Source organism: Martelella alba, from assembly GCF_005217455.1.
Classification (GTDB): Bacteria; Pseudomonadota; Gammaproteobacteria; order Enterobacterales; family Enterobacteriaceae; genus Acerihabitans.
This window is the reverse complement of sequence record NZ_SZPQ01000002.1, coordinates 20,173-45,958: the sequence shown is the minus strand read 5'-3', so window position 1 is coordinate 45,958 and position 25,786 is coordinate 20,173. Positions and strand designations below refer to the sequence as shown.

Here is a 25,786-nt window from a genome sequence, read left to right as displayed (position 1 = left end):
ATGACCCGAGGATAGACCCATGCAAGATTGGAACCCGGCCCTTTATCGCCGATTCGAAGCAGAAAGGACCCGCCCGGCGCTGGAACTCATCGCCCGCATCAAAACCGACAATCCCCGCCAGGTGACCGACCTTGGCTGCGGGCCGGGCAATTCCACCGAAGGGCTGCTGGCGCGTTTCCCCCAGGCGAAAGTGACCGGAGTGGACACCTCGGCCGCCATGCTGGAGAGTGCCAGGCAGCGCCTGCCGCAATGCCGGTTCGTTCAGGAGGATATTCGCCGCTGGCGATCGCCGGTGCTCCAGGACATCCTCTATGCCAACGCCTCGCTGCAATGGGTCGCCGATCACCCTTCGCTGTTCCCTTCGCTATTCTCCCAAGTGGCGGCCGGCGGCACCCTGGCCATCCAGATGCCCGACAACCGTGACGAACCCACCCACAGCGAGATGCGGCGAGTGGCGGATGCCGGCCCCTGGCGCGATACCCTCGGTTCATCGGCGCAAATCCGGGTCAAAATGTTAAGCGCCCAGCAATATTACGATCTGCTGGCTCCCCAAGCAGACGAAGTGGATATCTGGCAAACCCGCTACTACCATGTCATGCCCTCGGCGGCCTCCATCGTGGAATGGCTGCGAGCCACCGGCCTGCGGCCATTCCTGGAACAACTGGATGGGCGGCAGCAAGCGGCGTTCCTCAAAGCCTACCTGCGCGCCATCGAACAAGCATACCCCGTGCGCGAGGACGGGCGCATATTGTTGGCTTTCCCCCGGTTGTTTATCATCGCCCGGAAAAAAGGATGACTTCGTCCGTCATGCTTGATACTTCGCGTTGTCTCTTTGCCGGCGGCCCGCCGTTGGCGTTTCAAATTCGTTCCCGATGAATTCGCCGCTCGCTTGCCGTCGCGATACAACACGAATTATTTAGGGCGAACCCGTCATACTTCGCGTTGTCTCTTTGCCGTCGCCGCTGGCCTGGCCATTATTCCCGTCGCGTCAGGTCTGTCGCCTTAAAAACTGAACGGCGGCTTAATGGCATAACCAAGGCCCGTTCAAATGGATAAAAATTTAAATTACATTACCCCGTTGCCGGTATAGTCAATATCGTGTTGCCTTGCATCGTGAAATCAGCGAGGCAATATACTCGTCATACTTCATGCCGCCGATAAAGCGGCGGCATGAAGTATGCGGGGGATATGTAACGGGATGATTGTCTGAGACCAACAACCAAACAGTTCGAACGTGGACAAGCGTGACACTATTTTGACCAAGGGAGAAATATGAAACCGACGGGATATCGCTGTGCCGGCGTCATGGATAAAACAATTTATGGAAGGGATTCAGTGGATGACAAGGGGCATCAGTTTGCCGTTACCCGTATACATCAGCGTTTAGAAAAAGTCCATAATACCGAAAGGTCATTTTTGCAACGGTGGCTGTCGATGCCGGAGTCCCGGGAAATGTTGGAATGTCGCGATTTCAGTATTCCGGGATTGACCAAATTCAGTCTGCGCCGTTCAAACGGCATGTCAAATATCCATCGCATTTTCCCGGATTATTTTGAAATACGCGCCACGCTTTGCTACCAACGTTTAAGCCACCCGCATCGGCTTGATGCGGCGAACTATATCTATCTCGGATCGCTGAATAACGGTCCCCCATTGCAGCAGGGAATGACCCTGGACGAAAACGGCCGTTTTCTGTTGTTGAAAGGCAAAAGCAAAGATCTGGTCAAAAGCGGGTGGCTGTGCCTGCGTGGGGAAACAAAGCTTTATGCGGCGAAAATCGAACAAGATGGCATGCCCGAATTGCGTTTCACCCGGCTCAGCGTTAATCACAATGGGCAGCTCATCGCCAGGGAACTGCAAACCGGCAGCGAGTACCGGATAACGCTGGATACACAGGACACGGCGCGGGAGATCCGGTTCGACCAGGCGGTGGAACCGGCCTGGGATCTGAAGATTGGCTTTAGGAAACTGCCTTATGCCTCTCGGGATGGCGTCTCGTTGCTATTTGTTCTGGCCAAAAAAATCACCGTTCAATTCTATTTCTTTTCTGGGAAAGTATTTCTCAAGCGGATTTACCACCGGCAGGCAGATTGTGGTTTCGATGCGCTGAATTATGCGCTGAAATTCCCATTGCCGAAGAGCGCGAGGATTATAGCAATCGATCGCGCGGGCAATCAGGTGAAGCTCTGCGTGCAAAAGGACGGCGAAACCTTGGTGCGGTATTTCTCTCCGGACGAAGTGGATTTGGCCACCGGCGGGGTCAGGCACCTGAGTCACAAGCCCACGCAAGGAATTTATTCCGGCGCCGGAGCGGACCCTCATGAAAAAGTGCATTCCGGGTTGCCGTTTGACAGTAAACGCTGGAGTAATTTCAGCAGCAGGCGTATACCGCTGCTTTCTTCATTGATTGATAATTATCGGGTGAATGTCAAGCGGGCTAAAAAACATTATCATCAGGGTGATAAATGTCTTGCCGGACTGGCGCTGGCCAGCGCGCTGGATCCGGGATTGCGGTGTCTGGCGCAAACCGCCGGAGAAAAAATCGCCGGATTAACCGCCGATCGCGCCGGGAAACGTTATCGGGATACGCTGGACCGTGAATTTTATCAATTGAGGCAATTTATCGATAATCGCAAAATCGATAATGTTTTTTCATGCGCCGCTGATTATTTTACCGCGTCGACGCCGCTGGCGGAAAAAGTGAAATCGGTGTTGGAATTGTTGGCGGTGAATGATTCAATTTCATTGAACCGGGTCAAAAATACCGCATTTTTTTTTGGCATCGCCGCGGCAGGGATTCCTCTGGTCGCCGGATGGTTCACCGGGGTGCTGGCGCGTTTACGCAAACATCATAGTCTGACGCTGACCCGCAGCAAAAATGGCAATATTTATTTTACGTTCATCAAAAACGATACCCGCTCATTAATTTGTTTGGCCGGCACCGGGCAGGGACTGGAGGATAAAGGCAAATTCCTGTCGTTGAAAGGTATGGACTTCGGTACGCTATTGCCTTTTGAAGCCAACATCATTTTGGTTCTTAACTGCGAACGGGAACGCAATTTCAGTTTTGAAATTGAGTGGCAACATATTGATGTCTTTTTGCACGGTCTTTTCCATGCCGACACCAACGTAAGTCCCGTTGAAATCCTGGCCCGGAATGTGACGCTGAGAAAAAGCGGACACCAGGGTCTCACGGGGCTCATTGAGGCAAAAAGCGAAGTCAGGGGACAAATCGGGTTTATGGCGTCGCCAAACACCTTTATGGTCTTTCCCCGCAATGCCCTGGGTTTTGCCGGGAGCGTAAACCTGATTGACCTGGCAATCCGTAAACATGAAACCACGGTTCGCCTTGACACCGGCCTTATCAGCGACAGGGAAAGCCATTTTACCGGCAGCTACCTGAACACCAGCCTGAACCTGTTTCGCGAGACCAAAATCATGCCTATTCCCATGTCCGGGCTGGATACGCCGGGCGGCCAGGTTTATTGCTATCCGTTGCCGTTGATTGAGGAGATGGGTCAGCGTCTTCCGATAACCGGCAATCGGCTTATGCGTTATTTGCGCCTGGACGGCGCGTTGCTGCAACTCAAACAGGCCCCGTTGTTTCGCACCGGGAAGAAAAACACCGCCGGCGAATATTCCGATGTCCCGGATGCTCACGCCGCCTTGCGCCTTATTGCCGAAATCCGTCACACGCTGGAACGGGCGGGGCGTGACGAGCTGAGTTATCAGGTGGTCAAACCCGGCGAAAGCATTGGCGATTTCGTTTTATCGCCGGGCGACGGCAAACGGAATTTGGCCATGCTTGGCGCCAAGGCCGTGCCGATGCTCTCGCTGCGGCGGTATAAAGGGAAACGTTCCCTGGGCGCTAAAATCATCAGGGCCTTGATGCCTTGGACCAGAAATACCACGCTGCGGGAATTTTTGGCCCGGCAGGGCAAGAGCGTGGCCACAGGGTCGCCGGAATCGCGGGGTTCGACGGCGCGAACGGCCTATGACATTCTCCGGGCGGTGGAGGACTATGCCGCCCGCGGCTTACGCAATAGCCAGGGCAAACGTTCGGCCGTGATGGCCGTCGCGACCTTTCGGCCGCAAAAATCCACACTGGAATGGGTTGAGCGGGAATGCGCCGATCTTTGCCGGGTGGTGAGGGCCGGGGTGGACGCCAAGCGGCCGCTTGTCCGGGAAATACGCCGCTTACGGGAGCTTATGGCGTTATTGTCGGTGGATGATGCCGCCAAAAGCGCCTGTTTTCAGTTGGACAATATCGCGTTGGTTCGGCAAAGCGCCGTGATGAACGAGACCAGTACTTTGCCTTGCACTCTTTTGCATATTGCGCGGCAGAACGAATTGGTTTACTCCCGGTCGTTGTCGACCCTTGGCTTCGAATACCGCCCCGGCGAGCTGTTTCCCCATAAGATGGTCACGTCGCTGAATATCATGCCTGATTTGTGGCTCTAGGCGGGTTCCCCGCAGATACGCCGTCGCGGCCGAGCGGCTTGCGCATCTTCATGGATCAGCGGCGGCCGCGTTGCGACGGATTATCTGCCGCCCGCCATCTCGGGCGGCGAGTCTTTTAATAGACTTAATTGCGTTGTTAGTCTACACTAAGAAAATAATAGGGGGGCGCCATGGCATTACCGCAAAAACACATTGAGTCAAGCATGGCCGGCGAAAAAACCGACCATGATACGGAAAAGAAAAACGCCGCCGCCGGCCTGAAGGCGGCTTTCGCCATCCTGGACAAATGGGGGTGCGCGCCGGAGCAGGCGCAAGCGATTTTACAGGTGTCAAAAGCGTCTTATTACAAATTCCGTAAAGCGCCTCTCGCGGCGCAATTAACCCATGATCAACTGGAGCGGATCAGTTATTTGCTCAATATCCACGCCGCGTTGCGCACTTTGTTTGAAAACCCGGAGAATATTTACGGATTTATGACCATGGAAAACCATAACCCGTTTTTCAACGGCCGTTCGCCGTTGGAGATAATCGGTTCCGGTCATTTCGGCGCGTTATATGAAGTACATAAACATATCGATGCCTTGCGTGGTGGCCAATGGTGACGGCGTCGTTTTGCGAATTACCGGAATTGCCTGAATTGGCAATCCGGCAGCAGCGCGGCTACCGTTTGATCAACTCGAAATATCCGCCCATCGCCTTATTTGACGATGTCGCCGATGAGCACGACTTCAAAGCGCTGTATGACTTGCAGGCGCTGACCAACCCCCGTTTGAACAACGATGCCGGTAATCTGAATTATCTGTCGCGCGACGACATTCCGTTCGGTATCGCCGGTTGCGCTTACGCGGTGGGGCCGTTCACCCATATCAACCCGCTTGGCAGCCGGTTTTCCAACGGATCATTCGGGGTATTGTATCTTGCCCAGGATATGCCAACGGCCCTGGCCGAGGTCGGTTATCATCAAGGGCGCTATTGGCGGCGGGTGGCGGGCCTGAAATACGACCGCCTGGTCATGCGCGGCCTGGCGTTCACCTTTGACGCCGCGCCGGTCCGCGATGCGCTGGGACTGCCGCCGGAGCATCCGGTTTATGATCCCGATGACTACAGCGTCGCCCGGAGGCTGGGCGGCGTGCTGAAACAAAACGGCTGCGCCGCCATCCGTTATCGGTCGGTGCGATATGCCGGCGCCGTTTGCTGGGGGTTATTCAGCCCCAGGGGGGTAACCCGCGTGGTGCAGAGCAGCCATTATGAATTTATCTGGCAGGACGGACGGATCAGCGAAGTCAACCGGGTGGTGTCGGCCGGCGGCCGGGAATAACGGCGGGGCTTGCCCATCGGCGGACGGGAAACGGTAGTGCGGCGCATTGCCGTCATCGCACGCCGCCGGCCACCATGCGGCGGCGATGCTGGCGGGGGTAGCTGCGCAGGATGCCCTCGGCCCCCAGCGCGGCGGTAAGCCGCTCCGCGTCATGGTAACGGGGATCGAGCAGCAATCCCACCACGGTGCCGCTGTGCGCCACATTGATGCCGAGCAGGTCGTGCCGTTCCATCAATCGCAGCAAGGTGGAAAATGCCGGCTTGGGCAACAGTTCATCGCTGGCGATGGCGCTGAGGGTGCAGGCCTGCCCCAGTTGCCGGAGGGAAGCGGACCGGCAGGCCGATTGAAACAACGCCCAAACATGATCCAGGCGCGCGGCCTGGCGCCGTAGCCGCTCTTCGGTGACCTGCCGATGAAAGTCGGCGGTGGTGAGTACCGCCGGACTTTCCAAAATGAGAATCTCCAGCGGCGGCAGCCAGTGATAGGGGACGCGACATTGTCCGCGACGGTGGTCGAACAACGTTAAGGCGCGAAAGATCGTGCTGTCGGTCGGCTCCAGACGCAGGCAAAGATCCGCCAGTTGTGTTTCGTCCAGCGATTGCCGCAGAAATCGAGCGGCGGCGACGGCGGTGGCGGCGATATCAGCGGTACTGCTGGCCAGTCCCTTGGCGATGGGAATATCGGAGCGGCAATCGATACGCAGCGGCGGTAAGTCCTTGTCGCGATAACCAAAATACCTGATGACCTCCCGCAGCATGCGGCGGCTGAGCGGGCGTTCGTCCGGCGCGGGGGAGCCTTCGCCGATCTCCACTTCGCTAAACCAATCGATGGGGCAAGACACCAGTTTTTCGCCGCCGGCGATCCAGCCTTGGATGAGCTCGCCGCAGGATGCGGGGCAACGGGCGTCAGCCATCGGACAACACCCTCTCCAGGGCCGCGAGCAGACGCCGGTTGTCCTCGCGGCCGCGCACGGCCGTGCGGTAGTAATCGCCGTCGAGTCCGGGATAATTGGCGCAACTACGGATGAGCAGTCGGTGTTGCAAGAGCCGCCCCTGGAGATCCCGTCCGGGGCGCAGACAACGGAAAAACAGATAGTTGGCGGCCGGCGGCCAGACCCGTAAATCCGGCATGGCGCGCAGGCCCGCCAACAGATAAGCCTGTTCCGCCGATAGCCAGGCCAGGGTACGCCGGTGATAGGCCTGGTCGTCGAGCACCCGCTCCCCGGCCAGCGCGGCGAACGCATTGATGGTCCATGGCGGACGACGTTGGCGCAACTGCGCCATGGCCTGAACGTCGGAACTGACCAGATAGCCGAGCCGCAGGCCGGCAATGGCATAGAATTTGGTTAATGACCGCAGGACAAATACCCGTGGCCGGTTTGCCAGACTGTCAATCAAACTGGGGACCGTCGGCACGAAATCCATAAAGGCTTCGTCGACCACCAGCATTATCTCCAGCACCCGGCAGCGATCGGCGATACGCTCCAGCAGATCAGGGGCCACCAACTGTCCGGTGGGGTTATTGGGCGAACAGAGGAACAGACAGTCGATGCCGGGCCGCAGGGCCGCCAACAGGCGCTCATCGGGACAAAAATCGTCCTGTTGCGACAGAGGATAGTCTTCTATCCGGCATTCCATCCATTGCAGCGCCCGGCGGTACTCGGCAAAGCCCGGCGTCAGCAGCAGCACGGTTTTTCGCCGCAGGAAGCAGGCCAGATCGAAAATGAGCTCGGTCGCCCCATTGCCCGCCAGGATCCAGGATTCCGGGCAATTATGTTGCCTGGCGAGACGCTGATGCAACCGGCGATAATGGGGATCCGGATAACGTTCCGCCAGGCGCAGGTTCTCCGCCAGGGCCTGCTCCAAGGACGCCGGCATGCCCAGTGGATTGATATTGGCGCTAAAATCGAGAAGATCCCCTTCGTTGAGGCCGAGTTTTATCGCCATTTCCAGCGTGTTGCCGCCGTGCTGGCCGGGTTCCGTCATCGTTATCGTCCTTTTCCGGCTAATGTCGCGACCGTCTGGCGCAAACGAATCAAAACGCCTGCAGCAGGGAAAGCGACGCCACCGCGCCAATGACGATCAGCGCCGGCGCGCCCAATCCGGCCCTGGCCGATCGCTCGGGCAATGTGTCCAGGGTCGCCAGCACCATCCGCTGATCGGGACGACTGGCGTTCATGACCACCGCCGCCGGCGTATCGGCATCCCGTCCGTGGCTAATGAGCTGCCGGCAGATATCCGCCAGTCGCGACATGCCCATCAGGATAATCAATGTGCCTTCCAACTGCGCCAGCAATCGCCAATCGTGGGGGTCATTACCGTCGCGCAGATGGCCGGTGATGACATGAAAAGAAGACGCATAGTCGCGATGTGTCACAGGGATACCGGCCCGCGCCAGACCGCCGATGGCCGAAGTGATACCGGGGACCACCTCGCAGGCGATACCGGCGCGTATCAGGGCTTCGGCCTCCTCGCCGCCACGGCCGAACACGAAGGGGTCGCCGCCTTTTAGCCGCACGACCCGCCGTCCAAGGCCGGCCTGTTCAATGAGGATCGCGTTGATCCGCTCCTGGGGGATGGGATGGTGGTCGGCGCGTTTGCCCACATCCATCAACCGGCACTCCGCCGGGGCCTCGTGCAACAACAAAGGATTGACCAGCCGATCGTAAACCAGCACTTCCGCCTGCCGCAGGCATTGCATGCCTTTGACCGTCATCAGTTCCGGATCCCCAGGGCCGGCGCCTACCAGCCACACTTTACCCGACATGTCGCACCTCTTGCATTTGCCCCAGACCGACCCGCATGACGTCCCGGGCGATCATTAATTCTTCATGGGTGGGGATGACCGCCAAGACCACTGGCGCCCCGTCCTGGTGAATGAAAACGTCATGGCGCCGGTTTTTATCCTCATCCAGCCGGATGCCGAGAAACGCCAGGTTCCGGCAAACCTGCCGACGCACCTCGACGGAATGCTCGCCGATACCGGCGGTAAAGATGACCGCGTCGACGCCGCCCATCTGTGCCGCATAACCGCCGATGCCGGTACGAATCCGGTCGGTGAACATCTCCAGCGCCAGCGCGGCGCGGGAGTTTCCGGCGGCAATGGCGCTTACAATATCACGACAATCGTTCGAGATCCCTGAGATGCCGAGCAAACCGGACCGGTTATTCATGATCTCAAGCAATTGTTGCGCAGATTTTTTTTCCCGATCGGCGATGAACGGCAGGATCGAGGGATCGATATCGCCGCAGCGGGTACCCATCATCAATCCGGCCAGCGGAGTGAAACCCATGGAGGTGGCGGCGGAGCGACCGTGATCGATGGCGCACAGGCTGGCGCCGTTGCCCAGATGGCAGGAGATAATCCGCAGCTCGCGCCAGTCGCGGCCCATCAGACCGGCGCAGGTCTGGGCGACATATTTGTGGCTGGTGCCGTGGAATCCATAGCGGCGAATGCCATATTGCCGGTAGTAATGGTAAGGCAGCGGGTAAATATAGCCGGCTTCGCGGATGGTCTGGTGAAATGCCGTATCGAAAACGCCCACGGCGACGGCATCCGGCAGACGTTGCTGGAATGCCCTGACGCCGAGAGCGTTGACCGGGTTATGCAGCGGCGCCAAAAGGCCGAGCTGGTCGATTGCCGCCAAGGCCTGCGCGTCTATCAAGGCGGAATCCTGGAAAAACTCGCCCCCATGGGCGATGCGGTGGCCGACGCCGGCGACGGCCGCCGGCGAGGGCAGAATACCTTGTTCAAGCAGGGTATCCAATAGGACGTCCGCCGCCTGCCGATGCGTGGCGATGGACAGGTCTTGCTGGACTTGCCGCTCGCCGTTTTGCAGGGTAAACCGGGCGCATCCGCTGCCCAGACGTTCGAAAACGCCTTTGGCCAGCGTGGTTTCCTCCGGCATGGCGAACAATTCGAATTTCAGCGAAGAACTGCCGGCGTTTACCGCCAGGATAAGCTGTGTCATGTATCACTCCGAAAAAGGGTATTCCAGATACCTCAACAATGGCGCCAGTCCTAGCCGCTGGGCGGCGGAAACGCAAAACAGCGGGGCGGCGCCCGCCTGTTCCAGATGCGCGATGACCCGCAGGCGCTGGGTATCGTCCACGGCAATGTCGATTTTGCTGATGATGCCGATTACCGGTTTGTTGAACATAATGGCGAACATGGGCGCGAAATAGCCTGTCTCGCCGTCAATGCCCTGTACCAGGCCGACCACATCCGCCTCAAAGGCGCTGGAGAGCAGCGCGCTGTAGAAATGCCGGTTTTCGATGTATTCCCCCGGACTGTCGATGGCGTTATCCAGATACACCATCGATTGGGTTTTACAATAAGTCAGCGGTTCGTCCCGCAAACATTGCAATAACGTGGTTTTGCCCGACCGGCTCGGGCCCAGCAACAGCAGCCGTTTCATCGGTCAGGTCCGGGTCAGCGCGCAGGGGGTGAATTTCATGATGTCCCCCAGGGTATGGACGACTTGCCGCAAGGCATATTCCACCGATGACACGTCGCCGCAAATAATGACCGCGCCGGTAAAGCGGTCGATGAAACCGATTTTCACCGCGCCGGATTTGGTGGCGATATCGCTGGCGATAATCGACGCCTCGCTGGGCGTGATGGTCAGGATACCGATGGCGTCGTCGTCCGCATTCAACCCCAGCTTCTTGTAAATGTCCTTGTTGGGATGGGCTATCAGATGCGCCAGGGTGATCTGTTTGCCCGGCACGTATTCCTGGATAACGCGCCCGGTCTTACCGTCGGATTGGGTGTCAATCGACATAAATACCGCCGTTTGGCCGGGTTACGGCGTTCAAAATCGCCACGACATCCTGTTCCGTTACCGGCCTGGGGTTGGTGCTCAAGGTGGCGTCGTGCAATGCGGCTCGAACCATTTCGGGTGTCGCCTGGCGGATTTTTTCACGATCCGGGACCAGCGCGGCCAATGAGTCGGGAATGCCGACATCCCGTTTCAACCGCGTAATACGTCCGAGCAATTGCCGCAGACCGGCGCGATCATCGCTTTGCCAGCCGCATAGCCCGCATGCCTTGGCCAGATGGGCGTATTTTTCCGCCGCCCGCGGCTGCCGGCTATTGAACCGGATAACTTCCGTCAACAGCAAGGCATTGGCAAGACCGTGCGCCACATGTAACTGGCCGCCCAACTGATGGGCAATGGCATGATTCACCCCCAGCCCTGCCTGGCTGAACGCCATGCCGGCCAGGGTCGAGGCGTTGTGCATTCTTTCCCGGCTCGTCAATTGATCGCCGTGACGACAGGCATCGGCCAAATGGCCGAAGACCAGTTGCGCGGCTTTTTCCGCCAATGCGTCGCTAAAATCGCTGGCGCCGGTGGAAACATAGGCCTCCACGGCATGGGTCAACACATCCATGCCGGTATTGGCCGTGACGACGGGCGGCGCCGAGACCACCAGTTGCGGCGCCAGCAACGCTATATCGGGGTAAATGGCGTCATCGAACAGGGGATATTTCCTGCCGGTTGCCGGGTCGCTTATCACACAGGCGTCGGTCACTTCCGAACCCGTGCCGCTGGTGGTGGGCACGGCGATAAAGGTTTCGATGGAGATGCCTACTTTACGGCCGAACAGAACCATGGCTTTGGCGGCGTCAATGGCCGACCCGCCGCCGAAGCCGATGACCACCTGCGGTTTGATCCGCTGTAGTTCTTTGATGCCCGCCACTACCGTGGCGACGGGCGGTTCCGGCATGACGTCGCTGAAAAGCGCGATCCGGCCGGCGTCCAGATGTTCCGTGACCCCGGACAAGGCATCGCTTTGCGCCAGAAAGTGATCGCAGACAATCCATACCACTTTGTCGCGATAGGCCGCGAGCTGGCGCAAGCTGTCGGTGCCGCTGTAAATCCGGGTCGGTATGGCGAAGCGGGTCATGATTTAGCCTCCACGTCGCAGGTTGAATAGGGGGATGCGCTCATCTTTTTCCCCCGGTTAACGGATTTGAAACGCATTGGTCAGCACGCAACGGCGATGCCGGGCGAAGTTGCGCGCCGACGTGGTGCCTTCGCCGGTGGGGGTGGCGATGGTAAACGTCGTGAAGCCTTCGGCGCCGACGCCGATTCCCGCGTATGAAGGGCCGTTTTTAACGAAAATCGAGGTTTGCAGTAGCCGGGCCGCTTTATTCAGGCGCGAAACATTTTGCGAATGCATGGTGGCCGTATGGTGCAGCCCGCCTTCCACCGCGAGCGCCATCCGAAGGCCGGCGTCGAAATCCGGCACCCGCACCACCGGTAGAATCGGCATCAGTTGTTCCACCCGCACCAGGCTGTCTTCGGCGGTGGTTTCCACCAACAACAGTCTTGGCGTGTTGTCCGGCTCGGGCAGCCCCGCCGCCTTCAACAGGTCCAGGGGACTTTTGCCCACCATGGCCTTGTTGGCATGACCGTCCTGGATGGCCAGTCGCCGCAGGCTATCGATATCATCCTGCCGGGTCACCAGCAGCGCGCCGCATTTCTGCATTTCGGCCAAGAGGGCGTCGGCCACGCTTTCCACGACAATCACGCTTTTTTCGGCGGTGCAGGGCAGGTTGTAGTCAAAGGAGGCGCCGCTGACGATATCTTGCGCCGCCTTATCAATCACCGCGGTTTCGTCCACCAGGCTTGGCGGATTGCCGGCGCCGGCGCCGATGGTTTTCTTGCCGCTGCGCAGGGCCATATTGACGATGGCCGGGCCGCCGGTGATGGCCAGCATGGCGATAAGCGGGTGGCCCATCATTTTCTGCGTCGCTTCCACGCTCGGTTCTTTTAGGCAGGTGACCAGATTACGGATGCCGCAGGCGGCGAACGTGATGGCTTCGATTTGCTCGACCAGCCAGACGGACACGTTTTTCGCGCCGGGATGGGGACTGAAGAAAATGGTATTGCCGGCCGCCAGCATGCTGATGCAGTTATTGATAATGGTTTCCGTGGGGTTGGTGCTGGGCGCCACCGAGCCAATTACGCCGAACGGCGAATATTCGAACAGCACCATGCCCTCGTCGCCGGTAAACGCGTCGGTGACCAAATCTTCCACCCCGGGGGTGTTTTCCAGCGCGGCCCGGTTTTTCAGTAGCTTATCCGCGACTTTACCCATACCGGTTTCTTCGGCGCCGCGCTCCGCCAGCACTTGCAGATGGGGCGCCAGATCGCGCCGCAACGCGGCGATAATGGCGCCGCGGGTTTTCAGCGGGCATTGCTGATAGGTCAGAAACGCGGCGTGGGCGGCGCCAATCGCCTGGTCCACATCGTCGAATAACGCCGCGGCGCTATCCGTTTGTGCGGCGGGTTGGAGCTTTTCACTCAAAATGGTGCGGATCAGCGTTTCCAATTCATTGCTATTCATGACGTATTTTCCCCACATGACAATGCATAACGGCTCGTTCGGCGATTTGCCTATCCTGTTCGGCGGTCCCGCCGCTAACGCCCAGGCCGCCTACCAGTCGGCCGGCGCGATAGAGCGGGTAACCGCCGCCGAAGGTGACAATCTTGCCGCCGGACGAGGTTTCCAATTGATACAGTTCGGCACCGGGTTGGACCACGGGACCAAGACAATGCGTGGCGGTTTTGAGGGCCACGGCGCTAAAGGCTTTTTTCGGCGCGAGTTCGAGGGCGATCAACAGCGAGTCGGGCATACGATATGTCATGACCGGATTGCCATGGGCATCGGCAATGGCGACGACCACCGCCACCGACAATTCACCGGCCGCGGACAGGGCGGCGCATAGCAGGCCATGGGCCAGGTGAAAATCCAGTTCGTCAGGGGTCGCCGTTGCATTGCCGTTTGCCGGCGTTTCGCGCTGCGTAGCCGACGCCCCGGTATCGCGCGGCAATCCGCTGGATAACGCCAAATAGCGACGGGTCACCTCTGCGACCAGCGCGTCGGTGCGCGCCCGGCAATCTTCGCTACGCGCCAACGCGTAGAGACAATCGGATAAACGGTTGAGATAGCGCAGCACGATGTCCCGAATGGCGGTTTCGTCCGCCAGCCGCACCACCAGGCGCTCGGCGCGACGGGCTACGGTACGCGCCAGATGTAACTGGCTGCCGGCCCCGGAATCGCCGGGCAGCACAAAGCCGGTAACCGGCGGTAGCGTCGCCATACAGCGATCGATGGCCTGTTCCAGTTCCGCCACCTGCTGTTCGTCGATACGTCGTACCTGGCCGCTGCGCGCCGATGGCTGGGGATCGGCCAGTTCCGCCCCTAGCCAGAACAGTTGGCGTTGTATTGCCAGCAGCAATTGCCGGTTCTGGTCGTCGCGCGCCTGATGGGCGGCGACGCCCAGGCAAGCATTGAGTTCGTCCACCGTGCCGTAAGCTTCTACGCGCGGGTGGTACTTCTTCAGCCGTTGCCCGCCGATAAGCGCCGTGGTGCCGTTATCGCCGGTTTTGGTGTAGATGCTCATACCGACCTCCCTTAACTCATCGGTTAATAATCAACGCTGTCGACGATGGCCACGATCGCCAGATCGATAGCCTGGTTAGGCTCGGCGAAAACCCAGCGGGCCGATGCGCCGCGCGCCAGTAGCACTGTTTCGCCGACGCCCGCGCCCACTGAATCCACCGCCACTTCCTGTAACGGCAAGCCGGTGGGCACCGCACCGTTGGTATTGACCGGTTCGACCACCATCAATTTCTTACCCAACAGCGAAGGCGATTTCTGTGTCGAAACCACTGAACCGATTACACGCGCCAGTTGCATAGCTATACCTGCCTGAAGAGTTGAATACGGCGTTTGTCGATTTCATCCCGCGCCAGCGCGGTCAGCAATACGGCGCGCGCCAGTACCAGATGCCCCGGCGCCAATAGGGCGATATCCCGATAACCGGCCACCCGGCGCGCCAGCAGATAAACCGGTATGTCTTGCCCGGTACAAAGCCGTACCGGCAGGGCGGCCAGCCCGGCCACCGGCAGAAGACCGAAACAAGCCGGATCGATGTCCATGGTGATCGCCAGGCCGTAATGCCAGGCTTGGCGAAAAACCGCGACGGCCGGATCATCGTCCTGGCCTGCCGCCAACCGGCGCCAGAAAGCCGGGGTGGTCTGTGTGACGCGCAACCGGGCATAGTGGGCGGCGATATCCGTCGACCAATGGTCCGCCAAGTGGCGCAGTTCGATAACCCATTCAGCGCGCGCCCGCTGCTCCAGGCGCGCCAGGACCCGCGCCACGCACTCGCTAAGCCAGGATTGCCGCGCCGGCGAAGGGATCATTTCAATACTCCACGATGGCTGTCGCGCCGGGGGCGCCGGCATCCGCCGCATTGGCCTCATCGGTATCGATATGCATTTCCAGCCGCATATGTTCGCCGACCCGTATCGCCACGTCGTCGAAGACCGTGCGCCGATGGGTACCCCGGATAGCCACCCTGACCCGGTCCCCCTGCCGCACGCCGAATAGCAGCGCATCCAGCGGCGACATGTGAATATGCCGCTGCGCCACGATCACGCCCTGGGCCAGTTGCAATTCGCCGGTATGCGCCACCAGGCGGATACCGGGCGTACCATCGAGATCGCCAGACAGCCGCAACGGCGCATCGACGCCCAGCAGGCGGGCATCGCTGCGGGAGATCTCAACTTGCGAGCGACCCCGTAGCGGGCCGAGCAGGCGCACGTTTTTTAGGCTGCCTTTGGGACCGACCAGAGAGACCACCTGTTCGGCGGCGAACTGGCCGGGCTGATAGAGATCTTTGCGAAAGACCAGCGGGCAGCCGGGAAACAGTCGCTCGTAATCCTCAAGGGATAAATGTAAATGCCGGTTCGATATACCGAGCGGAACGGGACGCCGCCGGATATCGAGCAGTACGTTTTCCACCAGGGACCGGAGTTCCAGGGTTTCCATTACAAGGTGCCTCTCGTCTGATAATGAATACATGCCGCCCGCGGTTCACCTTTACGCCGGGGACAGGCGGGGTCGTGACACAAATTGCATTCGTCCGGCTCCGGTGTCGCCGGCAGGGGCGAATCCGTCGCCGGCAGGGGCGAATCCGCCGCCGGCAGGGGCGAGTCCGTCGTGGGCAGGGGCGAATCCGCCGCCGGCGGCGCTGATACCGGCGTCAGGCCGAGATCATCGGGTAACGGCGCGGACGCCGGCGAGACGTCGTTATTTTTCAGGGGATCGCCGGCGGCCGCTTTGACGGCGGGGCGGCCGGCGAAGGTCGCCGCGACCGAATCTTTCGCGGAAAACCAGATGTCCAGGGCGCCGGCAGGCCTGGGGATAACCCGTTGCGCGACCAGGCCGCCGGCGCGGCGCGCCACGTCGGCGCCATTGGCGACGGCCGCGGTGACCGCCGCCACATCGCCGGTCACGCTTATCATCATCCAGCCGGAACCCTGGGCGCGACGGATGCCGTCGAGGCGGACATGGGCCGATTTGACCATGGCATCCGCCGCCGCGATGGCCAGCGCCAGGCCGGCGACTTCCAGTAAACCCAAAGACGTATTCATAGGCCGGCCCCGGACTTATTCATCCGCCGCCGGCGCCGGCAAAAAGCCTTCGACGTCCGAATGGGGGCGGGGGATGACATGGGTGGATATCACATTACCGACGCCTTGGGCGGCGACCGAACCGGATTCCACCGCGGCCTTTACCGCGCCGACATCCCCCCGAACCATCACAGTGACCAGCCCCGAACCGATTTTTTCATAGCCCACCAACTGCACATTGGCCGATTTGACCATGGCGTCGGCCGCGACAATGGCGCCGACCAGACCCTTGGTTTCGATGAGTCCCAACGCATTATTCATCTTCATTCTCCTGTAGAGGGCGAGGCGCAATCGCCGCCCGGTATCATTTAAACGGTAATCCCTTGACCAGGCGCGCCGCATTGCCGCCCAGCCCTCGCAATGCCTCCGCCGGCAGGCCGCGATAGTCCTCCATGACGAACAGCGGTTTATCAACGGCCAGATGCGGTTCGTGAACCACCGCCTTTCGCGCGTCTATGGCGATGCCGACCGACAACGGCGAAGCGGCGGCGGCCTCATACGCCTGTGCGTGCAATGGTAAAACGCCATCGGGGCGGCGAATAACGAAGGGGATGCCTTCTTCCTCCATGCCCAGCAGTAATTGCCGCCAGTCCGTCGGCCGCAGCGCGGGATCGGCGACGATGACCACCGCCGGCCGGTCTGTTTGTTCGTCGCTCATAGGGCGCCTCCGGTTGTGTGTCCGGCCATGCTTGCCCAGGACAATACCAGTCCGGTGGCGACCGCGTTGCGCGGCCCCTCTATGGCGCGGACATTGCCTTGGCCGGCCACCAGATGGTAGTGGGCCAGCGCGTCGGTGATCAGTTGCGGTATTTCGAAATCCAGCGCCGAACCGCCCACCAGCACGACAAAGGGAATATCGCGGATATTGCCGGTGGGACTGACCTGCGCCAGGGCGCGCAAGGCATTGGTGACGAAAACGCGTTGCTTGGCGGTGCGCCGCACCAGACGGACTTTTTCCAATGCCAGATCGCCGGGCAACGGCGTCAGGCCGTCTTCTTTCACCACCACCACGCGCGCAAAAACGTCCGGGGGCAGGGGATGTTTGAAAAATTGCACGCTGCCGTCTTCGTGACGGATATGGAACAGGCTTTCCACCTTGGCCAGCGGATACTTTTTAATGTCTTCCGCCAATTGGCGCTGCTCCAGCCCCAGCTCGGAGTCGATAAGCAATGTCGCCATGTCGCCGGCGCCGGCCAAATGCGTTGCGACAATCCGGCCGGCGGCGTTGATAATTGACGCGTCGGTGGAGCCGGCGCCCAGATCGAGAATGGCCAGCGGCCGCCGGGTGCCGGGCGTGGTCAGCGCGCCCAAAATGGCCGCTTCCGCTTCCGCGCCGCCGACGGCGACCTCGATTCCCGTCTGCTGTTGCAGCGCCTGGGCGATATCGGCCATTTGCAACCGATCGGATTTCACCATGGCCGCGATGCCCACCGCCTGTTCCATAAAAAATTCGCCGGCCAAGCCGCCTTTGACATTCACCGGAACAAAGGTATCCACTGCCAGCAGATCCTGAATGGCCACGCCGGCGGCCTCTTTGCCGGTCAGTTCCGCCATGGTTTGCCGAACCTGCTCCAACATGCCGCCAATATGGGTGCCTGGCTCGCCCCGGGCATTATCCAGCCGGCCCAGCGCCGTGACGGCCTGCATGATTTTCTCCGCCCCCAGATGGACATCCACGCGGCTCGACCGGTTGCCGGCCAGCAATTCCAGATGGCCGGCCGGGATGGTCCGGGCTTTGACGTCGCCTTTGGGCGTTTTTACCACCACGGCTGAGCGGGTGCCGATCAAGGCCCGCGCCACAGGTACGATGGCGCGGGTTTCGTCGGCGTTGAGATGAAAGACCGTGGCGATGCCGTAAGGGTTGGCAAGCTGGGTAATGACCTTGCCGGGAGCGGCCACTTCCACCGCCGCCGGCATGCCTCGCGGGATCCGGTCGATATGCTGTACTTCGTCCACAATAGGGATGGGCTTGTCCAGCCGATTGCCGACCAGCACGCCGTCGTCCCGCTGCAATATTGCCGCGGTGATGCGAAAGCCGTTTTTCACGGCGGCGTTGATCATGGCGGCGATATCGGCGAAATCCAGCTCGGCCGGGGCGATGACGATATAAGGCTGGTCGACGGAACGGGTAAGCAGTTCCGTGAAATCAATCGTGATGCCGACCCCCAGTCCCAATCCGCCGGGGGTTTTCGGATTATGGCCTATCATGGTGGATTCGGTGATCACGGTTTCGGTAATGGTTTCCATCGCCACATCGCCGATAACCGGCGTCGCCTCGTTCAGCCGGATGAGCGTCAAATCGTCCAGGCCGATACCGGCTTTGGCCGTCGCCAGTTCCAGGGCCCGCACGATCCCGGCCAGATTGCGCCGGGTGCCCTTGATGCCGGTGGTGTCGGTGAGGGCGCCGGCGAGAAACCGCAACCCGCCGGACGGCCCTGTTTCGGCCAGCGCCGCTTCGGTTGAGGAATTACCGATATCAACCCCTACGATGTATGCCATTGACCGCTCCTATACCGCGTATCCTTTTTTAATCATCGCCCTTGAGTTTTTTCCGCTGAACGTAAAGCTCCGCGGCTTCGCGCACAAACCCGGCGCAAATTCCGGCCTTATAGCGGTTTTCCAGCTCGTCGGCGATAGCCAGCAATTCCTGCTTACTGGAACGGTAGGGGCGCAGGGCGTTATACATTTCCAATATCCGCTCGTCCGGCACCGCGGTCAGTTCGGCGGCGCGTTCGAAATTCATCGCCAGAAGTCCCCGGCCCGCGGCGCGGGCGATATCCGCCTGTATGCGCAGGATTTCCGGGGTAATCCTGACGTCCTGGGCGGTGACGCGGCCGGCCAGCACGCCTTCCAGGGTTAAATCCTCCAGGGTTTTGCCGGTGGCGGTTTTGACCCATTCGGGATGTTTATTGGCCAGCGGATAATCCGCCACGCCGGCGCGCCCAGGTTTGGCGGCGACCGGAGCAGGGGCGGCGGTATCCTGACCGTTCATCCGCGCCAAAACGTCGCGGACCAGGGTTTCAATGTCTGCGTTCATCATGTTTCCCTTAATCAAAATGTCGCGCGCAGTTCCTGCGGCTGTTTACCGGTCACCACATATTTGGTTTCTTTGATATGCAGTACCGCCGACTTCGCCTGGTATTTCGGCCGGGCCATTTGATCGTTTAAGGTCGGTACCGGGTCGGGGGATTCTCCTTTGGCGTAGCGGGCCGCGTTTTTGCCGATGAGCCGATAGGTTTCCGGGGTCAGCAACGGCGCCTGGGGGAAAAGTTCCAGATTTGACAGCGGCGGCAGTCCGCGCTGGTGAATCACCGTGGTGCCTTTGGACTGGATGCCGACCGAGATGCCGGACCCGCTCAGGCGGTTCCCCTCCACCGCCACGAAGGCCACGTCGGAGGATTTGAAACAGCGAATGATCCGGGCGTGAATACCCTCTTCCTCGATCCCGGCGATCAGCTCGCGCAGGATTTGCTTATGCGGCACGCCGGTGATATTGGTGGTTTGCGATAGGCCAAACGCCGGGCCGATAGCGATAACCACTTCATCTTTACGGGTGCCGGGCGCGGCGTCGCCGACGACGGACAGAAAGTCGCTGGTTTTACCGTTGCCGTCGGAATGGGGGGGATCGGCGGGCGCCGGCGCGAAGGAAACCCGGTTGTCCCCGGTCTGCATGGTGCTCAGCACTTCGCCGATGATTTGCCGCAATAATGTTTCATTGATTTCCATCATGGCCGCCTTGTTAGCCCAATTCATTGGGATCGAGCGCATTCGGGATGTTTTTGATTTCTTCCCAGCGCGCGCCCTGCAAACGGTATCCGGTGGCCGGACCCGCGTAATCGTTGACATCGTTGACCGCCGATCGCACCTGGCCATCGTCGATGATGATGGCCGAGGTATGCAGGTAATCGCCGGCGATCTTGGCTTTTTGCATATTGAGAACCTGTTGCGCCACGTCGGGGAAGCCATGTTCGGCCAGGGCCTTTACCACTTCCAGGCTGGTCCGGTTGAGCGTGATGATGTCCTGGGCGAATTTGATGTCCTCCACCTTGTTGCGCGCCGGCATGTCTTTCGAACCATGGGCGTAGGTGGCCGCGGTGACTTCCTCATCGGTGATGGGGGGCAGGCCCATGCCGGCGAATACCGCCTGCAGACAGCGCGCCGCTTTGTTGCGGATCGCCACGACATCTTCCTCGCGGACCGGCCGCAGGCCGCCATCCACTTTCAGATCCCGCTGGATGACGTTGTAATCGTCGAAGTCTTCGGCATCCTCATTCGACCCGGCAAACATATTGTCGTAATTGGGGACCGCCGAATAACCGGAGGAGATGAAATCGGTCCCCGGCAAGAACTGCATCAACAGCCGCGCGGTTCGACGCATATCCGAATGGGTAAATGTCTGGTCGTTGCTTGACGCGCATTCCAGATCCAGCGAAGAGCAAATCAGGTTTTCCGCCAGCACGGCCCGAATACCCGAGGGGACGGCCGATGGAATGCCGATACAGCTCACCGAACCGTTTTGCAAACCCTGCACGCCGGCGGCGCGCGTGATATAAATGCAGCGGGCTTCCAGATAAAGCATGGATTTGCCCTCCGCATAGCCCATCTGTACTTCCGAGCCGGAGCCGGAAGTAAAGCGCATTTTCAGCCCGCGCGACGCATAGGATGACGCCAGAAAGCCCTTCGACCAGGGCGTATCGTCGCCATCGGTGAATACCGGCTCGGTGCCGTAGACCGAAATGGTTTCGGCATAGCAAGTATGGCCGAGCATGCCGAGCTTGAGCTCAGTGGCTTCTTCCAGGGAACATTGGGTCAATACCCCCGGCCGGCCCACCTGTGAGCCCACCAGCAGGGCAATGGCGTTAAATGGCGCGTAGCGCGCCACCGCCACGGTGGTTTCCTGTTCATCGAATCCGCGATACGCGCCTTCGGCGGCATCGGCGGCAATCTGCACCGGGTTATCCTGGATATTGGTGACGTGCGCCTGTTGCGATGGCGTGCGGCGCGCGCGCATTTTCTGCATCGCCATCATCATTTCCACCACATTCATCTGCGACATCACTTCGACGATTTTCGCCGGCGTCATGGCGGTGGTCAGCGGAATGATATCGGCCCGCGGCACATTCGGATCGCAGAGCATTTTGGCCAGCTTCACCGAATCCATCGCCATCACTTCTTCGGCCCGATTCAGGTTGATGCCGTAGTTGGCGATAAAATGATCGATCAGATCGAATTGATCACGGGTCTTACCGTCCAGTTCGCAAATCCTGCCGTCAGCAATACGAATGGAGGGTTTCGGATCGTTGGGGCTTTCCATGGCGATAAAGCCTTCCTCGACCCATTCTTTAACAAAACCGTCCTGATTCACCGGCCGTTTGGCCAGCGCTTCAAATCGCTTGGATTTCATGCCATCCCCCTGCAATCAGATATAAGACGGGCGATCGTTTTTCGGTGTCCCGCCGAGCGTGCCGAGCAGCGTCTTGCCGATTTCCCGGGCGCTGACCACCGCCTGGCGGACCGCGCCGGAATCGCCGGAGACCACCAGAATCACTTCATTGCTAAAGCTGGTGCCTTTGGCGGGCGAACTGTAGGCCACCACATCCACATTGGCGGACTTCACCGCCGTATCGGCCATGACAACGCCGATGGCGGCCGGCGCGCCGACGATTACGCCGCAGGCTTTACCGATAGGGGACCCAAACGCTTTTTGCAGCGCAAAGCTGGCGCGGGCGCTGTATTGAAGCTCGATATGGCCGGCTTCATTGCCGTAAACGTCGCCGAAGGTGCGTTCCAGATTATCCAGCGCCACTTCCACGGCGCGCTTCACATCGGAAACATCCTCGCCGCCGAAAATGATGAGCGAACCGTGGCCGGCGCCGCCTTTGGTGTCGCGCGCCAATTCAATGGCCACGACCTCGGTATTGGTGCCTTTCACCGCTTCGTCCGCCGCCATGATATGAGGGCCGGCGCCGGTGCGGGCGCCCAGGATACCGATGGATCGATAATGTTTTTCCAGTTTCATCGCCGCCAGCACATTGCTGTCGACGTTGGCGATCACCAGACCTATGGTGTCCCCGATCGCCGTGCCGACGAATTCCGTCAGATTACAGGTGCTTTCCGACATATTCCGACCTCGTTCCAAGGAAGTGAGAGAAGGGGACCCGGAGGCGTCGTCACCGATTTTTTCCATCACCCGGGCCAGAATTTGGTCGATGACGTTTTCGGTGCTCATTCGCGGATACCTTTAGGCAAAAATTTTTCCACATCCGCATGGGGACGCGGAATAACATGGGTCGCCACCACTTCGCCGACATTGGCCGCGGCGACGGCGCCGGCATCGGTGGCGGCCTTGACCGCGCCCACATCGCCGCGCACGATCACCGTCACCAGTCCGGAACCGATTTTTTCGTAACCGACCAACATGACATTGGCCGATTTCACCATGGTATCGGCCGCTTCAATGGCGGCGGTCAGACCTTTGGTTTCAACCATGCCCAGGGCTTCTTGTTGCATTTTCATTACCTCGACCAAGCATTGATATTTGGGGTGTCCGGACAGCAATATACGGATAAATGGTGAGAATTAATGGTTGAGTTGCAAATTGTATTGCAAAAATAATTGGTATTGGCATAGCAAAATTTTGTCATTCATTTTCTTTCAGCCAAGGAAAGTCCGCTGATTCGGCTATTTCTGGCTCTATTAAAAAGCGCAATTCCCCTTTGCAGATTGGCAACTGAACACTTGATTTTTGAACATAATCGGGATCCGGAAAATGCACGTTCAGCACAAGACGAAGATTGACGAGGACAAAAAAATCTTATTAAGAATGAATTTTAATTATCTGATTTATAGTGATTTTTATTCTTTGTGATTCTTAATAATCATGTGGGTGAATTGTTTTTTACTATGCAAGAGATGAATTTATCCATTCTCATTTCTCTCCCGGAAATTGAATTGCAAGCCAGATCTCAATTAGTCAATAAATATCTTTTCTTCATCGACGTTTTGCCGCTAATTTAGTGTTCGCCCTGTCCCGCGTCGATAATGCCACGTTAACACGGTTGGGCAATTAAGCATTTATACTCGTCATACTTCAAGTTGCATCGCGGCGGCAGGCGAGGGACGCCTTCGTCAAAAATGAAGGCGTCCCGCCAACGGTGCACCCGCGGCCGGACAGGATATTTCCCGAACAGCGCTGGACGCCCGACCGGCCCTACGATGAGGGCGGGCGAACAAGGCCGGCAAAGAAGCAGCCTGAAGTATGGCGGGTATAAGGGATGAAGGGCATACATCAATCCACATAGGAAGAGACTATGAAAAAATCCCGCGAATCAGTGATAGGGCCATGCCTTGCTGAATTTTTGGGTACCGGATTATTCATGTTTTTCGGCACCAGCGTCCTGTGCGCGGCGAAAGTGGCCGGCGCCAGCTTCGGTCTGTGGGAAATCTGCGTGGTGTGGGGCCTGGGCATCGCCCTGGCGGTCTACCTGACCGCCGGTATATCGGGGGCCCATCTCAATCCGGCGGTAACCATCGCATTGTGGTTGTTCGCCCGTTTCGACGTCAGAAAAGTCGCGCCCTACATTTTGGCGCAAATGGCCGGCGCGTTTTGCGGCGCGGCGTTGACCTATCTGCTTTACCACAATCTGTTCGCCCAGGTCGAACAGATACACCAGATGGTGAGGGGCAGTCAGGCCAGCCTGTTTCTGGCCAGCATTTTCTCCACCTATCCGGCGGCGGCCATCAGCGTATGGCTGGCGGCGCTGGTGGAAATGGTCATCAGTTCCATCCTTGTCGGGCTCATCATGGCGTTGACCGATGACGGCAACGGCGTGCCCAAAGGGCCATTGGCGCCGTTGCTCATCGGCGTCCTGGTGGCGGTGATCGGCGCCGCCACCGCGCCGCTGACCGGATTCGCCATGAATCCGGCCCGCGACTTCGGTCCGAAGCTCTTCACGTTTCTGGCCGGCTGGGGGCCTATCGCCATGACCGGCGGACGGGAAATTCCTTATTTTATCGTGCCCCTTGTGGCGCCGGTTATCGGCGGCATCCTCGGCGCGGCCATATACCGTTATTGCATCGGCCGCAATCTGCCCTATGCGGCCGGTCAGGAGCAAGGCGATAAACCCGCCGCAGGGTCCGGCGCTTGATGGAGGAATCGTGCGGAAATTCCGCCGCGCCGACGGGGTGGCGGAATTTTGCTCTACTGTACGGGGGTAGGGAATGATATTATTTGTGTGGCAGAGCACATTCTGTCCTGGGAGAAAGATGATTTAATCTAGGGTAGCTTTAAAAGTGACTCAGGAAGATGATCAGCGCATACTTCCGTTGCCTTCCGGATATTTAGTTGTGACCGTTTCATCTTTCCACGGGAAGTGACGAACAGATGAATCCCGTCTAATTTGTTACTATTTTATTAAACATTAGTAAAGCGCGAGAGAGGCCGGTATGAATTCCAGCAGCTTCATGGATTCGGAATTGATAAATAAAATCGCGCAGGATTTCGCTAAAGCCACCAATCTGGCGGTCGTGGTGGTGAATATCCACGGCGAGGAAGTCTCGGAGTTATATAATTTCACCCCCTTTTGTCAAATGATGCGCCAGGATCCCGAAATGAGCCGGCGTTGCCGGATGAGCGACCGCTGCGGCGGCCTTGAGGCCTCCAAATCCAATCAGCCATGTATATACCGCTGCCATGCGGGTTTGACCGATTTTTCCATTCCCTTACTGATAAGCGGCCATTTGGTGGGATTTGTGCTTTGCGGGCAGGTCAGGGTGCATGACACGGTCGTTCTGCCCTCGGTGCAGGACTGTACCAGTTCCGCCTGGCGCAAGGATAATCAGTTTACTACCCATTTCGAAAAAATACCGGTGGTGGATTTCGATCGGTTGATTTCTTCCGCCGAACTGTTGAAAATGATTGTTGATAACTATCTGAAACAACAGCTGGAAGTGGTGGTTTTCAAAGATCACGCCGCCGCGCCGCCGCGCCGCGCTCTGGTGCCGAGCCAGCACGATGGCAAAATGAAAAAGGCGTTGCGCTACATTGAGGGCCATTATACCGAAGACCTGCGTCTGGAAGATGTGGCGGCCCTGGTGTATCTCAGCCCCTACTATTTCAGTAAATTGTTCAAAAAATACCAGGGTATCGGTTTCAATGCTTACGTTAATCAATTGCGTATGGAAAGCGCCCGGCAAATGCTGGAGCAAAGCGATTGGCCCATCGCCACGATTGCCAGGAATCTGGGGTTTTCCCAGGCCAGCTATTTCTGCAAGGTGTTTCGCCAAACGTATCGCATTACCCCGCAAGCTTATCGCGAACAACATATGTTGCCGCCGGAGAATAAAGATATCGTCGCGCTTTATAATTAACCCGCGATAATTCTTTTTTCGGTCTCGACATTTTTTTCTCACGATCCCTATCGCATTTTTAATATCCAGCCAACACAATTTTTTCTTATTCCAATGGAGTAAAAAACAGCCCGGCGATGGCGATTTCACCGGGTGTGTCGCGGCGA

General features: G+C 58.8%; 27 protein-coding genes. 6 read left to right on the top strand and 21 right to left on the bottom strand.

Annotated elements, in window-relative coordinates:
• Positions 1–19: 19 nt before the first annotated feature.
• From tam to FCN80_RS02605, 4 genes are all read left to right on the top strand, one after another.
• Positions 20–796 (top strand): trans-aconitate 2-methyltransferase, encoded by a 777-nt coding sequence (gene tam, locus FCN80_RS02620; protein ID WP_136988338.1) that lies wholly within the window; start codon positions 20–22, stop codon positions 794–796.
• 656 nt (positions 797–1,452) lie between these two features.
• Positions 1,453–4,461, top strand: a complete 3,009-nt coding sequence (locus tag FCN80_RS02615; RefSeq protein WP_136988337.1) for a hypothetical protein — start codon at positions 1,453–1,455, stop codon at positions 4,459–4,461.
• Between the two features lie 170 nt (positions 4,462–4,631).
• A complete protein-coding gene (locus FCN80_RS02610) occupies positions 4,632–5,063 on the top strand; it encodes an MbcA/ParS/Xre antitoxin family protein (RefSeq protein WP_230492452.1) in 432 nt (143 codons plus the stop codon).
• Positions 5,057–5,779 carry an RES family NAD+ phosphorylase gene (locus FCN80_RS02605; protein ID WP_136988336.1) on the top strand — a complete coding sequence of 241 codons (723 nt, stop codon included), beginning with the start codon at positions 5,057–5,059 and terminating at the stop codon, positions 5,777–5,779. The genes FCN80_RS02610 and FCN80_RS02605 overlap by 7 nt, the downstream gene beginning before the upstream one ends.
• Before the next feature lie 52 nt (positions 5,780–5,831).
• Here the strand turns inward: FCN80_RS02605 and FCN80_RS02600 are convergent, their stop codons facing one another.
• From FCN80_RS02600 to pduA, 21 genes are read right to left on the bottom strand one after another with little or no spacing between them, the layout of a single operon-like run.
• Positions 5,832–6,692 carry a GHMP family kinase ATP-binding protein gene (locus FCN80_RS02600; protein ID WP_136988335.1) on the bottom strand — a complete coding sequence of 287 codons (861 nt, stop codon included), beginning with the start codon at positions 6,690–6,692 and terminating at the stop codon, positions 5,832–5,834.
• Positions 6,685–7,764, bottom strand: coding sequence for a threonine-phosphate decarboxylase CobD (cobD, locus tag FCN80_RS02595; protein WP_136988334.1), 1,080 nt, complete (start codon positions 7,762–7,764; stop codon positions 6,685–6,687). The genes FCN80_RS02600 and cobD overlap by 8 nt, the downstream gene beginning before the upstream one ends.
• Positions 7,765–7,813: 49 nt before the next feature.
• Positions 7,814–8,545 carry a uroporphyrinogen-III C-methyltransferase gene (cobA, locus tag FCN80_RS02590; RefSeq protein ID WP_136988333.1) on the bottom strand — a complete coding sequence of 244 codons (732 nt, stop codon included), beginning with the start codon at positions 8,543–8,545 and terminating at the stop codon, positions 7,814–7,816.
• Positions 8,535–9,749, bottom strand: a complete 1,215-nt coding sequence (locus FCN80_RS02585; RefSeq protein WP_136988332.1) for an acetate/propionate family kinase — start codon at positions 9,747–9,749, stop codon at positions 8,535–8,537. Before FCN80_RS02585 ends, cobA begins: the two co-directional genes overlap by 11 nt.
• A 3-nt stretch (positions 9,750–9,752) precedes the next feature.
• Positions 9,753–10,196 carry a EutP/PduV family microcompartment system protein gene (locus FCN80_RS02580; protein ID WP_136988331.1) on the bottom strand — a complete coding sequence of 148 codons (444 nt, stop codon included), beginning with the start codon at positions 10,194–10,196 and terminating at the stop codon, positions 9,753–9,755.
• A 3-nt stretch (positions 10,197–10,199) separates the two neighbouring features.
• On the bottom strand, positions 10,200–10,562 hold the full coding sequence (eutS, locus tag FCN80_RS02575; RefSeq protein ID WP_136988330.1) for an ethanolamine utilization microcompartment protein EutS: 363 nt from the start codon (positions 10,560–10,562) through the stop codon (positions 10,200–10,202).
• Entirely contained in the window at positions 10,552–11,688 is a 1,137-nt protein-coding gene (locus FCN80_RS02570; protein WP_136988329.1) for a 1-propanol dehydrogenase PduQ, read from the bottom strand. The genes eutS and FCN80_RS02570 overlap by 11 nt, the downstream gene beginning before the upstream one ends.
• 57 nt (positions 11,689–11,745) lie before the next feature.
• Positions 11,746–13,134 (bottom strand): aldehyde dehydrogenase family protein, encoded by a 1,389-nt coding sequence (locus FCN80_RS02565; protein WP_136988328.1) that lies wholly within the window; start codon positions 13,132–13,134, stop codon positions 11,746–11,748.
• Positions 13,127–14,194 (bottom strand): cob(I)yrinic acid a,c-diamide adenosyltransferase, encoded by a 1,068-nt coding sequence (locus tag FCN80_RS27350; RefSeq protein WP_136988327.1) that lies wholly within the window; start codon positions 14,192–14,194, stop codon positions 13,127–13,129. The genes FCN80_RS02565 and FCN80_RS27350 overlap by 8 nt, the downstream gene beginning before the upstream one ends.
• Before the next feature lie 23 nt (positions 14,195–14,217).
• Entirely contained in the window at positions 14,218–14,490 is a 273-nt protein-coding gene (locus FCN80_RS02555; RefSeq protein ID WP_136988326.1) for a EutN/CcmL family microcompartment protein, read from the bottom strand.
• 2 nt (positions 14,491–14,492) lie between these two features.
• On the bottom strand, positions 14,493–14,999 hold the full coding sequence (gene pduM / locus FCN80_RS02550) for a PduM family microcompartment protein (protein ID WP_170975305.1): 507 nt from the start codon (positions 14,997–14,999) through the stop codon (positions 14,493–14,495).
• Between the two features lies 1 nt (position 15,000).
• On the bottom strand, positions 15,001–15,627 hold the full coding sequence (locus FCN80_RS02545) for a phosphate propanoyltransferase (RefSeq protein ID WP_136988324.1): 627 nt from the start codon (positions 15,625–15,627) through the stop codon (positions 15,001–15,003).
• Positions 15,627–16,232: a BMC domain-containing protein gene (locus tag FCN80_RS27190; RefSeq protein WP_306767828.1), complete on the bottom strand. Its 606-nt coding sequence runs from the start codon at positions 16,230–16,232 to the stop codon at positions 15,627–15,629. Before FCN80_RS27190 ends, FCN80_RS02545 begins: the two co-directional genes overlap by 1 nt.
• A 15-nt stretch (positions 16,233–16,247) precedes the next feature.
• Positions 16,248–16,532, bottom strand: a complete 285-nt coding sequence (locus FCN80_RS02535) for a BMC domain-containing protein (RefSeq protein WP_136988323.1) — start codon at positions 16,530–16,532, stop codon at positions 16,248–16,250.
• A gap of 43 nt (positions 16,533–16,575) precedes the next feature.
• Positions 16,576–16,929: a glycerol dehydratase reactivase beta/small subunit family protein gene (locus FCN80_RS02530; RefSeq protein ID WP_136988322.1), complete on the bottom strand. Its 354-nt coding sequence runs from the start codon at positions 16,927–16,929 to the stop codon at positions 16,576–16,578.
• Positions 16,926–18,770, bottom strand: coding sequence for a diol dehydratase reactivase subunit alpha (locus FCN80_RS02525; RefSeq protein WP_136988321.1), 1,845 nt, complete (start codon positions 18,768–18,770; stop codon positions 16,926–16,928). The genes FCN80_RS02530 and FCN80_RS02525 overlap by 4 nt, the downstream gene beginning before the upstream one ends.
• 28 nt (positions 18,771–18,798) lie before the next feature.
• Positions 18,799–19,311 carry a propanediol dehydratase small subunit PduE gene (gene pduE / locus FCN80_RS02520; protein WP_230492451.1) on the bottom strand — a complete coding sequence of 171 codons (513 nt, stop codon included), beginning with the start codon at positions 19,309–19,311 and terminating at the stop codon, positions 18,799–18,801.
• Positions 19,312–19,322: 11 nt separating this feature from the next.
• Positions 19,323–20,000: a propanediol/glycerol family dehydratase medium subunit gene (locus FCN80_RS02515; protein WP_136988319.1), complete on the bottom strand. Its 678-nt coding sequence runs from the start codon at positions 19,998–20,000 to the stop codon at positions 19,323–19,325.
• A gap of 10 nt (positions 20,001–20,010) precedes the next feature.
• Positions 20,011–21,675: a propanediol dehydratase large subunit PduC gene (gene pduC, locus FCN80_RS02510; protein WP_136988318.1), complete on the bottom strand. Its 1,665-nt coding sequence runs from the start codon at positions 21,673–21,675 to the stop codon at positions 20,011–20,013.
• A gap of 15 nt (positions 21,676–21,690) precedes the next feature.
• A complete protein-coding gene (pduB, locus tag FCN80_RS02505; protein ID WP_136988317.1) occupies positions 21,691–22,500 on the bottom strand; it encodes a propanediol utilization microcompartment protein PduB in 810 nt (269 codons plus the stop codon).
• Complete coding sequence (gene pduA, locus FCN80_RS02500) at positions 22,497–22,781, bottom strand: propanediol utilization microcompartment protein PduA (RefSeq protein WP_136988316.1); 285 nt, start codon at positions 22,779–22,781, stop codon at positions 22,497–22,499. The genes pduB and pduA overlap by 4 nt, the downstream gene beginning before the upstream one ends.
• Positions 22,782–23,581: 800 nt before the next feature.
• On the opposite strand from pduA, the gene FCN80_RS02495 reads away from it, so the two are divergent.
• Together FCN80_RS02495 and pocR are read left to right on the top strand one after the other, a co-directional pair.
• Positions 23,582–24,418 carry an MIP/aquaporin family protein gene (locus FCN80_RS02495; RefSeq protein WP_136988315.1) on the top strand — a complete coding sequence of 279 codons (837 nt, stop codon included), beginning with the start codon at positions 23,582–23,584 and terminating at the stop codon, positions 24,416–24,418.
• Between the two features lie 298 nt (positions 24,419–24,716).
• Complete coding sequence (pocR, locus tag FCN80_RS02490; RefSeq protein ID WP_136988314.1) at positions 24,717–25,640, top strand: transcriptional regulator PocR; 924 nt, start codon at positions 24,717–24,719, stop codon at positions 25,638–25,640.
• Positions 25,641–25,786: the final 146 nt, after the last annotated feature.

Coding starts and splice junctions, on each gene's coding strand:
- tam (WP_136988338.1), top strand. CDS start 20: ATGCAAGATTGGAACCCGGCCCTTTATCGCCGATTCGAAGCAGAAAGG.
- FCN80_RS02615 (WP_136988337.1), top strand. CDS start 1,453: ATGTTGGAATGTCGCGATTTCAGTATTCCGGGATTGACCAAATTCAGT.
- FCN80_RS02610 (WP_230492452.1), top strand. CDS start 4,632: ATGGCATTACCGCAAAAACACATTGAGTCAAGCATGGCCGGCGAAAAA.
- FCN80_RS02605 (WP_136988336.1), top strand. CDS start 5,057: ATGGTGACGGCGTCGTTTTGCGAATTACCGGAATTGCCTGAATTGGCA.
- FCN80_RS02600 (WP_136988335.1), bottom strand. CDS start 6,692: ATGGCTGACGCCCGTTGCCCCGCATCCTGCGGCGAGCTCATCCAAGGC.
- cobD (WP_136988334.1), bottom strand. CDS start 7,764: ATGACGGAACCCGGCCAGCACGGCGGCAACACGCTGGAAATGGCGATA.
- cobA (WP_136988333.1), bottom strand. CDS start 8,545: ATGTCGGGTAAAGTGTGGCTGGTAGGCGCCGGCCCTGGGGATCCGGAA.
- FCN80_RS02585 (WP_136988332.1), bottom strand. CDS start 9,749: ATGACACAGCTTATCCTGGCGGTAAACGCCGGCAGTTCTTCGCTGAAA.
- FCN80_RS02580 (WP_136988331.1), bottom strand. CDS start 10,196: ATGAAACGGCTGCTGTTGCTGGGCCCGAGCCGGTCGGGCAAAACCACG.
- eutS (WP_136988330.1), bottom strand. CDS start 10,562: ATGTCGATTGACACCCAATCCGACGGTAAGACCGGGCGCGTTATCCAG.
- FCN80_RS02570 (WP_136988329.1), bottom strand. CDS start 11,688: ATGACCCGCTTCGCCATACCGACCCGGATTTACAGCGGCACCGACAGC.
- FCN80_RS02565 (WP_136988328.1), bottom strand. CDS start 13,134: ATGAATAGCAATGAATTGGAAACGCTGATCCGCACCATTTTGAGTGAA.
- FCN80_RS27350 (WP_136988327.1), bottom strand. CDS start 14,194: ATGAGCATCTACACCAAAACCGGCGATAACGGCACCACGGCGCTTATC.
- FCN80_RS02555 (WP_136988326.1), bottom strand. CDS start 14,490: ATGCAACTGGCGCGTGTAATCGGTTCAGTGGTTTCGACACAGAAATCG.
- pduM (WP_170975305.1), bottom strand. CDS start 14,999: ATGATCCCTTCGCCGGCGCGGCAATCCTGGCTTAGCGAGTGCGTGGCG.
- FCN80_RS02545 (WP_136988324.1), bottom strand. CDS start 15,627: ATGGAAACCCTGGAACTCCGGTCCCTGGTGGAAAACGTACTGCTCGAT.
- FCN80_RS27190 (WP_306767828.1), bottom strand. CDS start 16,232: ATGAATACGTCTTTGGGTTTACTGGAAGTCGCCGGCCTGGCGCTGGCC.
- FCN80_RS02535 (WP_136988323.1), bottom strand. CDS start 16,532: ATGAATAATGCGTTGGGACTCATCGAAACCAAGGGTCTGGTCGGCGCC.
- FCN80_RS02530 (WP_136988322.1), bottom strand. CDS start 16,929: ATGAGCGACGAACAAACAGACCGGCCGGCGGTGGTCATCGTCGCCGAT.
- FCN80_RS02525 (WP_136988321.1), bottom strand. CDS start 18,770: ATGGCATACATCGTAGGGGTTGATATCGGTAATTCCTCAACCGAAGCG.
- pduE (WP_230492451.1), bottom strand. CDS start 19,311: ATGATGAACGCAGACATTGAAACCCTGGTCCGCGACGTTTTGGCGCGG.
- FCN80_RS02515 (WP_136988319.1), bottom strand. CDS start 20,000: ATGATGGAAATCAATGAAACATTATTGCGGCAAATCATCGGCGAAGTG.
- pduC (WP_136988318.1), bottom strand. CDS start 21,675: ATGAAATCCAAGCGATTTGAAGCGCTGGCCAAACGGCCGGTGAATCAG.
- pduB (WP_136988317.1), bottom strand. CDS start 22,500: ATGAGCACCGAAAACGTCATCGACCAAATTCTGGCCCGGGTGATGGAA.
- pduA (WP_136988316.1), bottom strand. CDS start 22,781: ATGCAACAAGAAGCCCTGGGCATGGTTGAAACCAAAGGTCTGACCGCC.
- FCN80_RS02495 (WP_136988315.1), top strand. CDS start 23,582: ATGAAAAAATCCCGCGAATCAGTGATAGGGCCATGCCTTGCTGAATTT.
- pocR (WP_136988314.1), top strand. CDS start 24,717: ATGAATTCCAGCAGCTTCATGGATTCGGAATTGATAAATAAAATCGCG.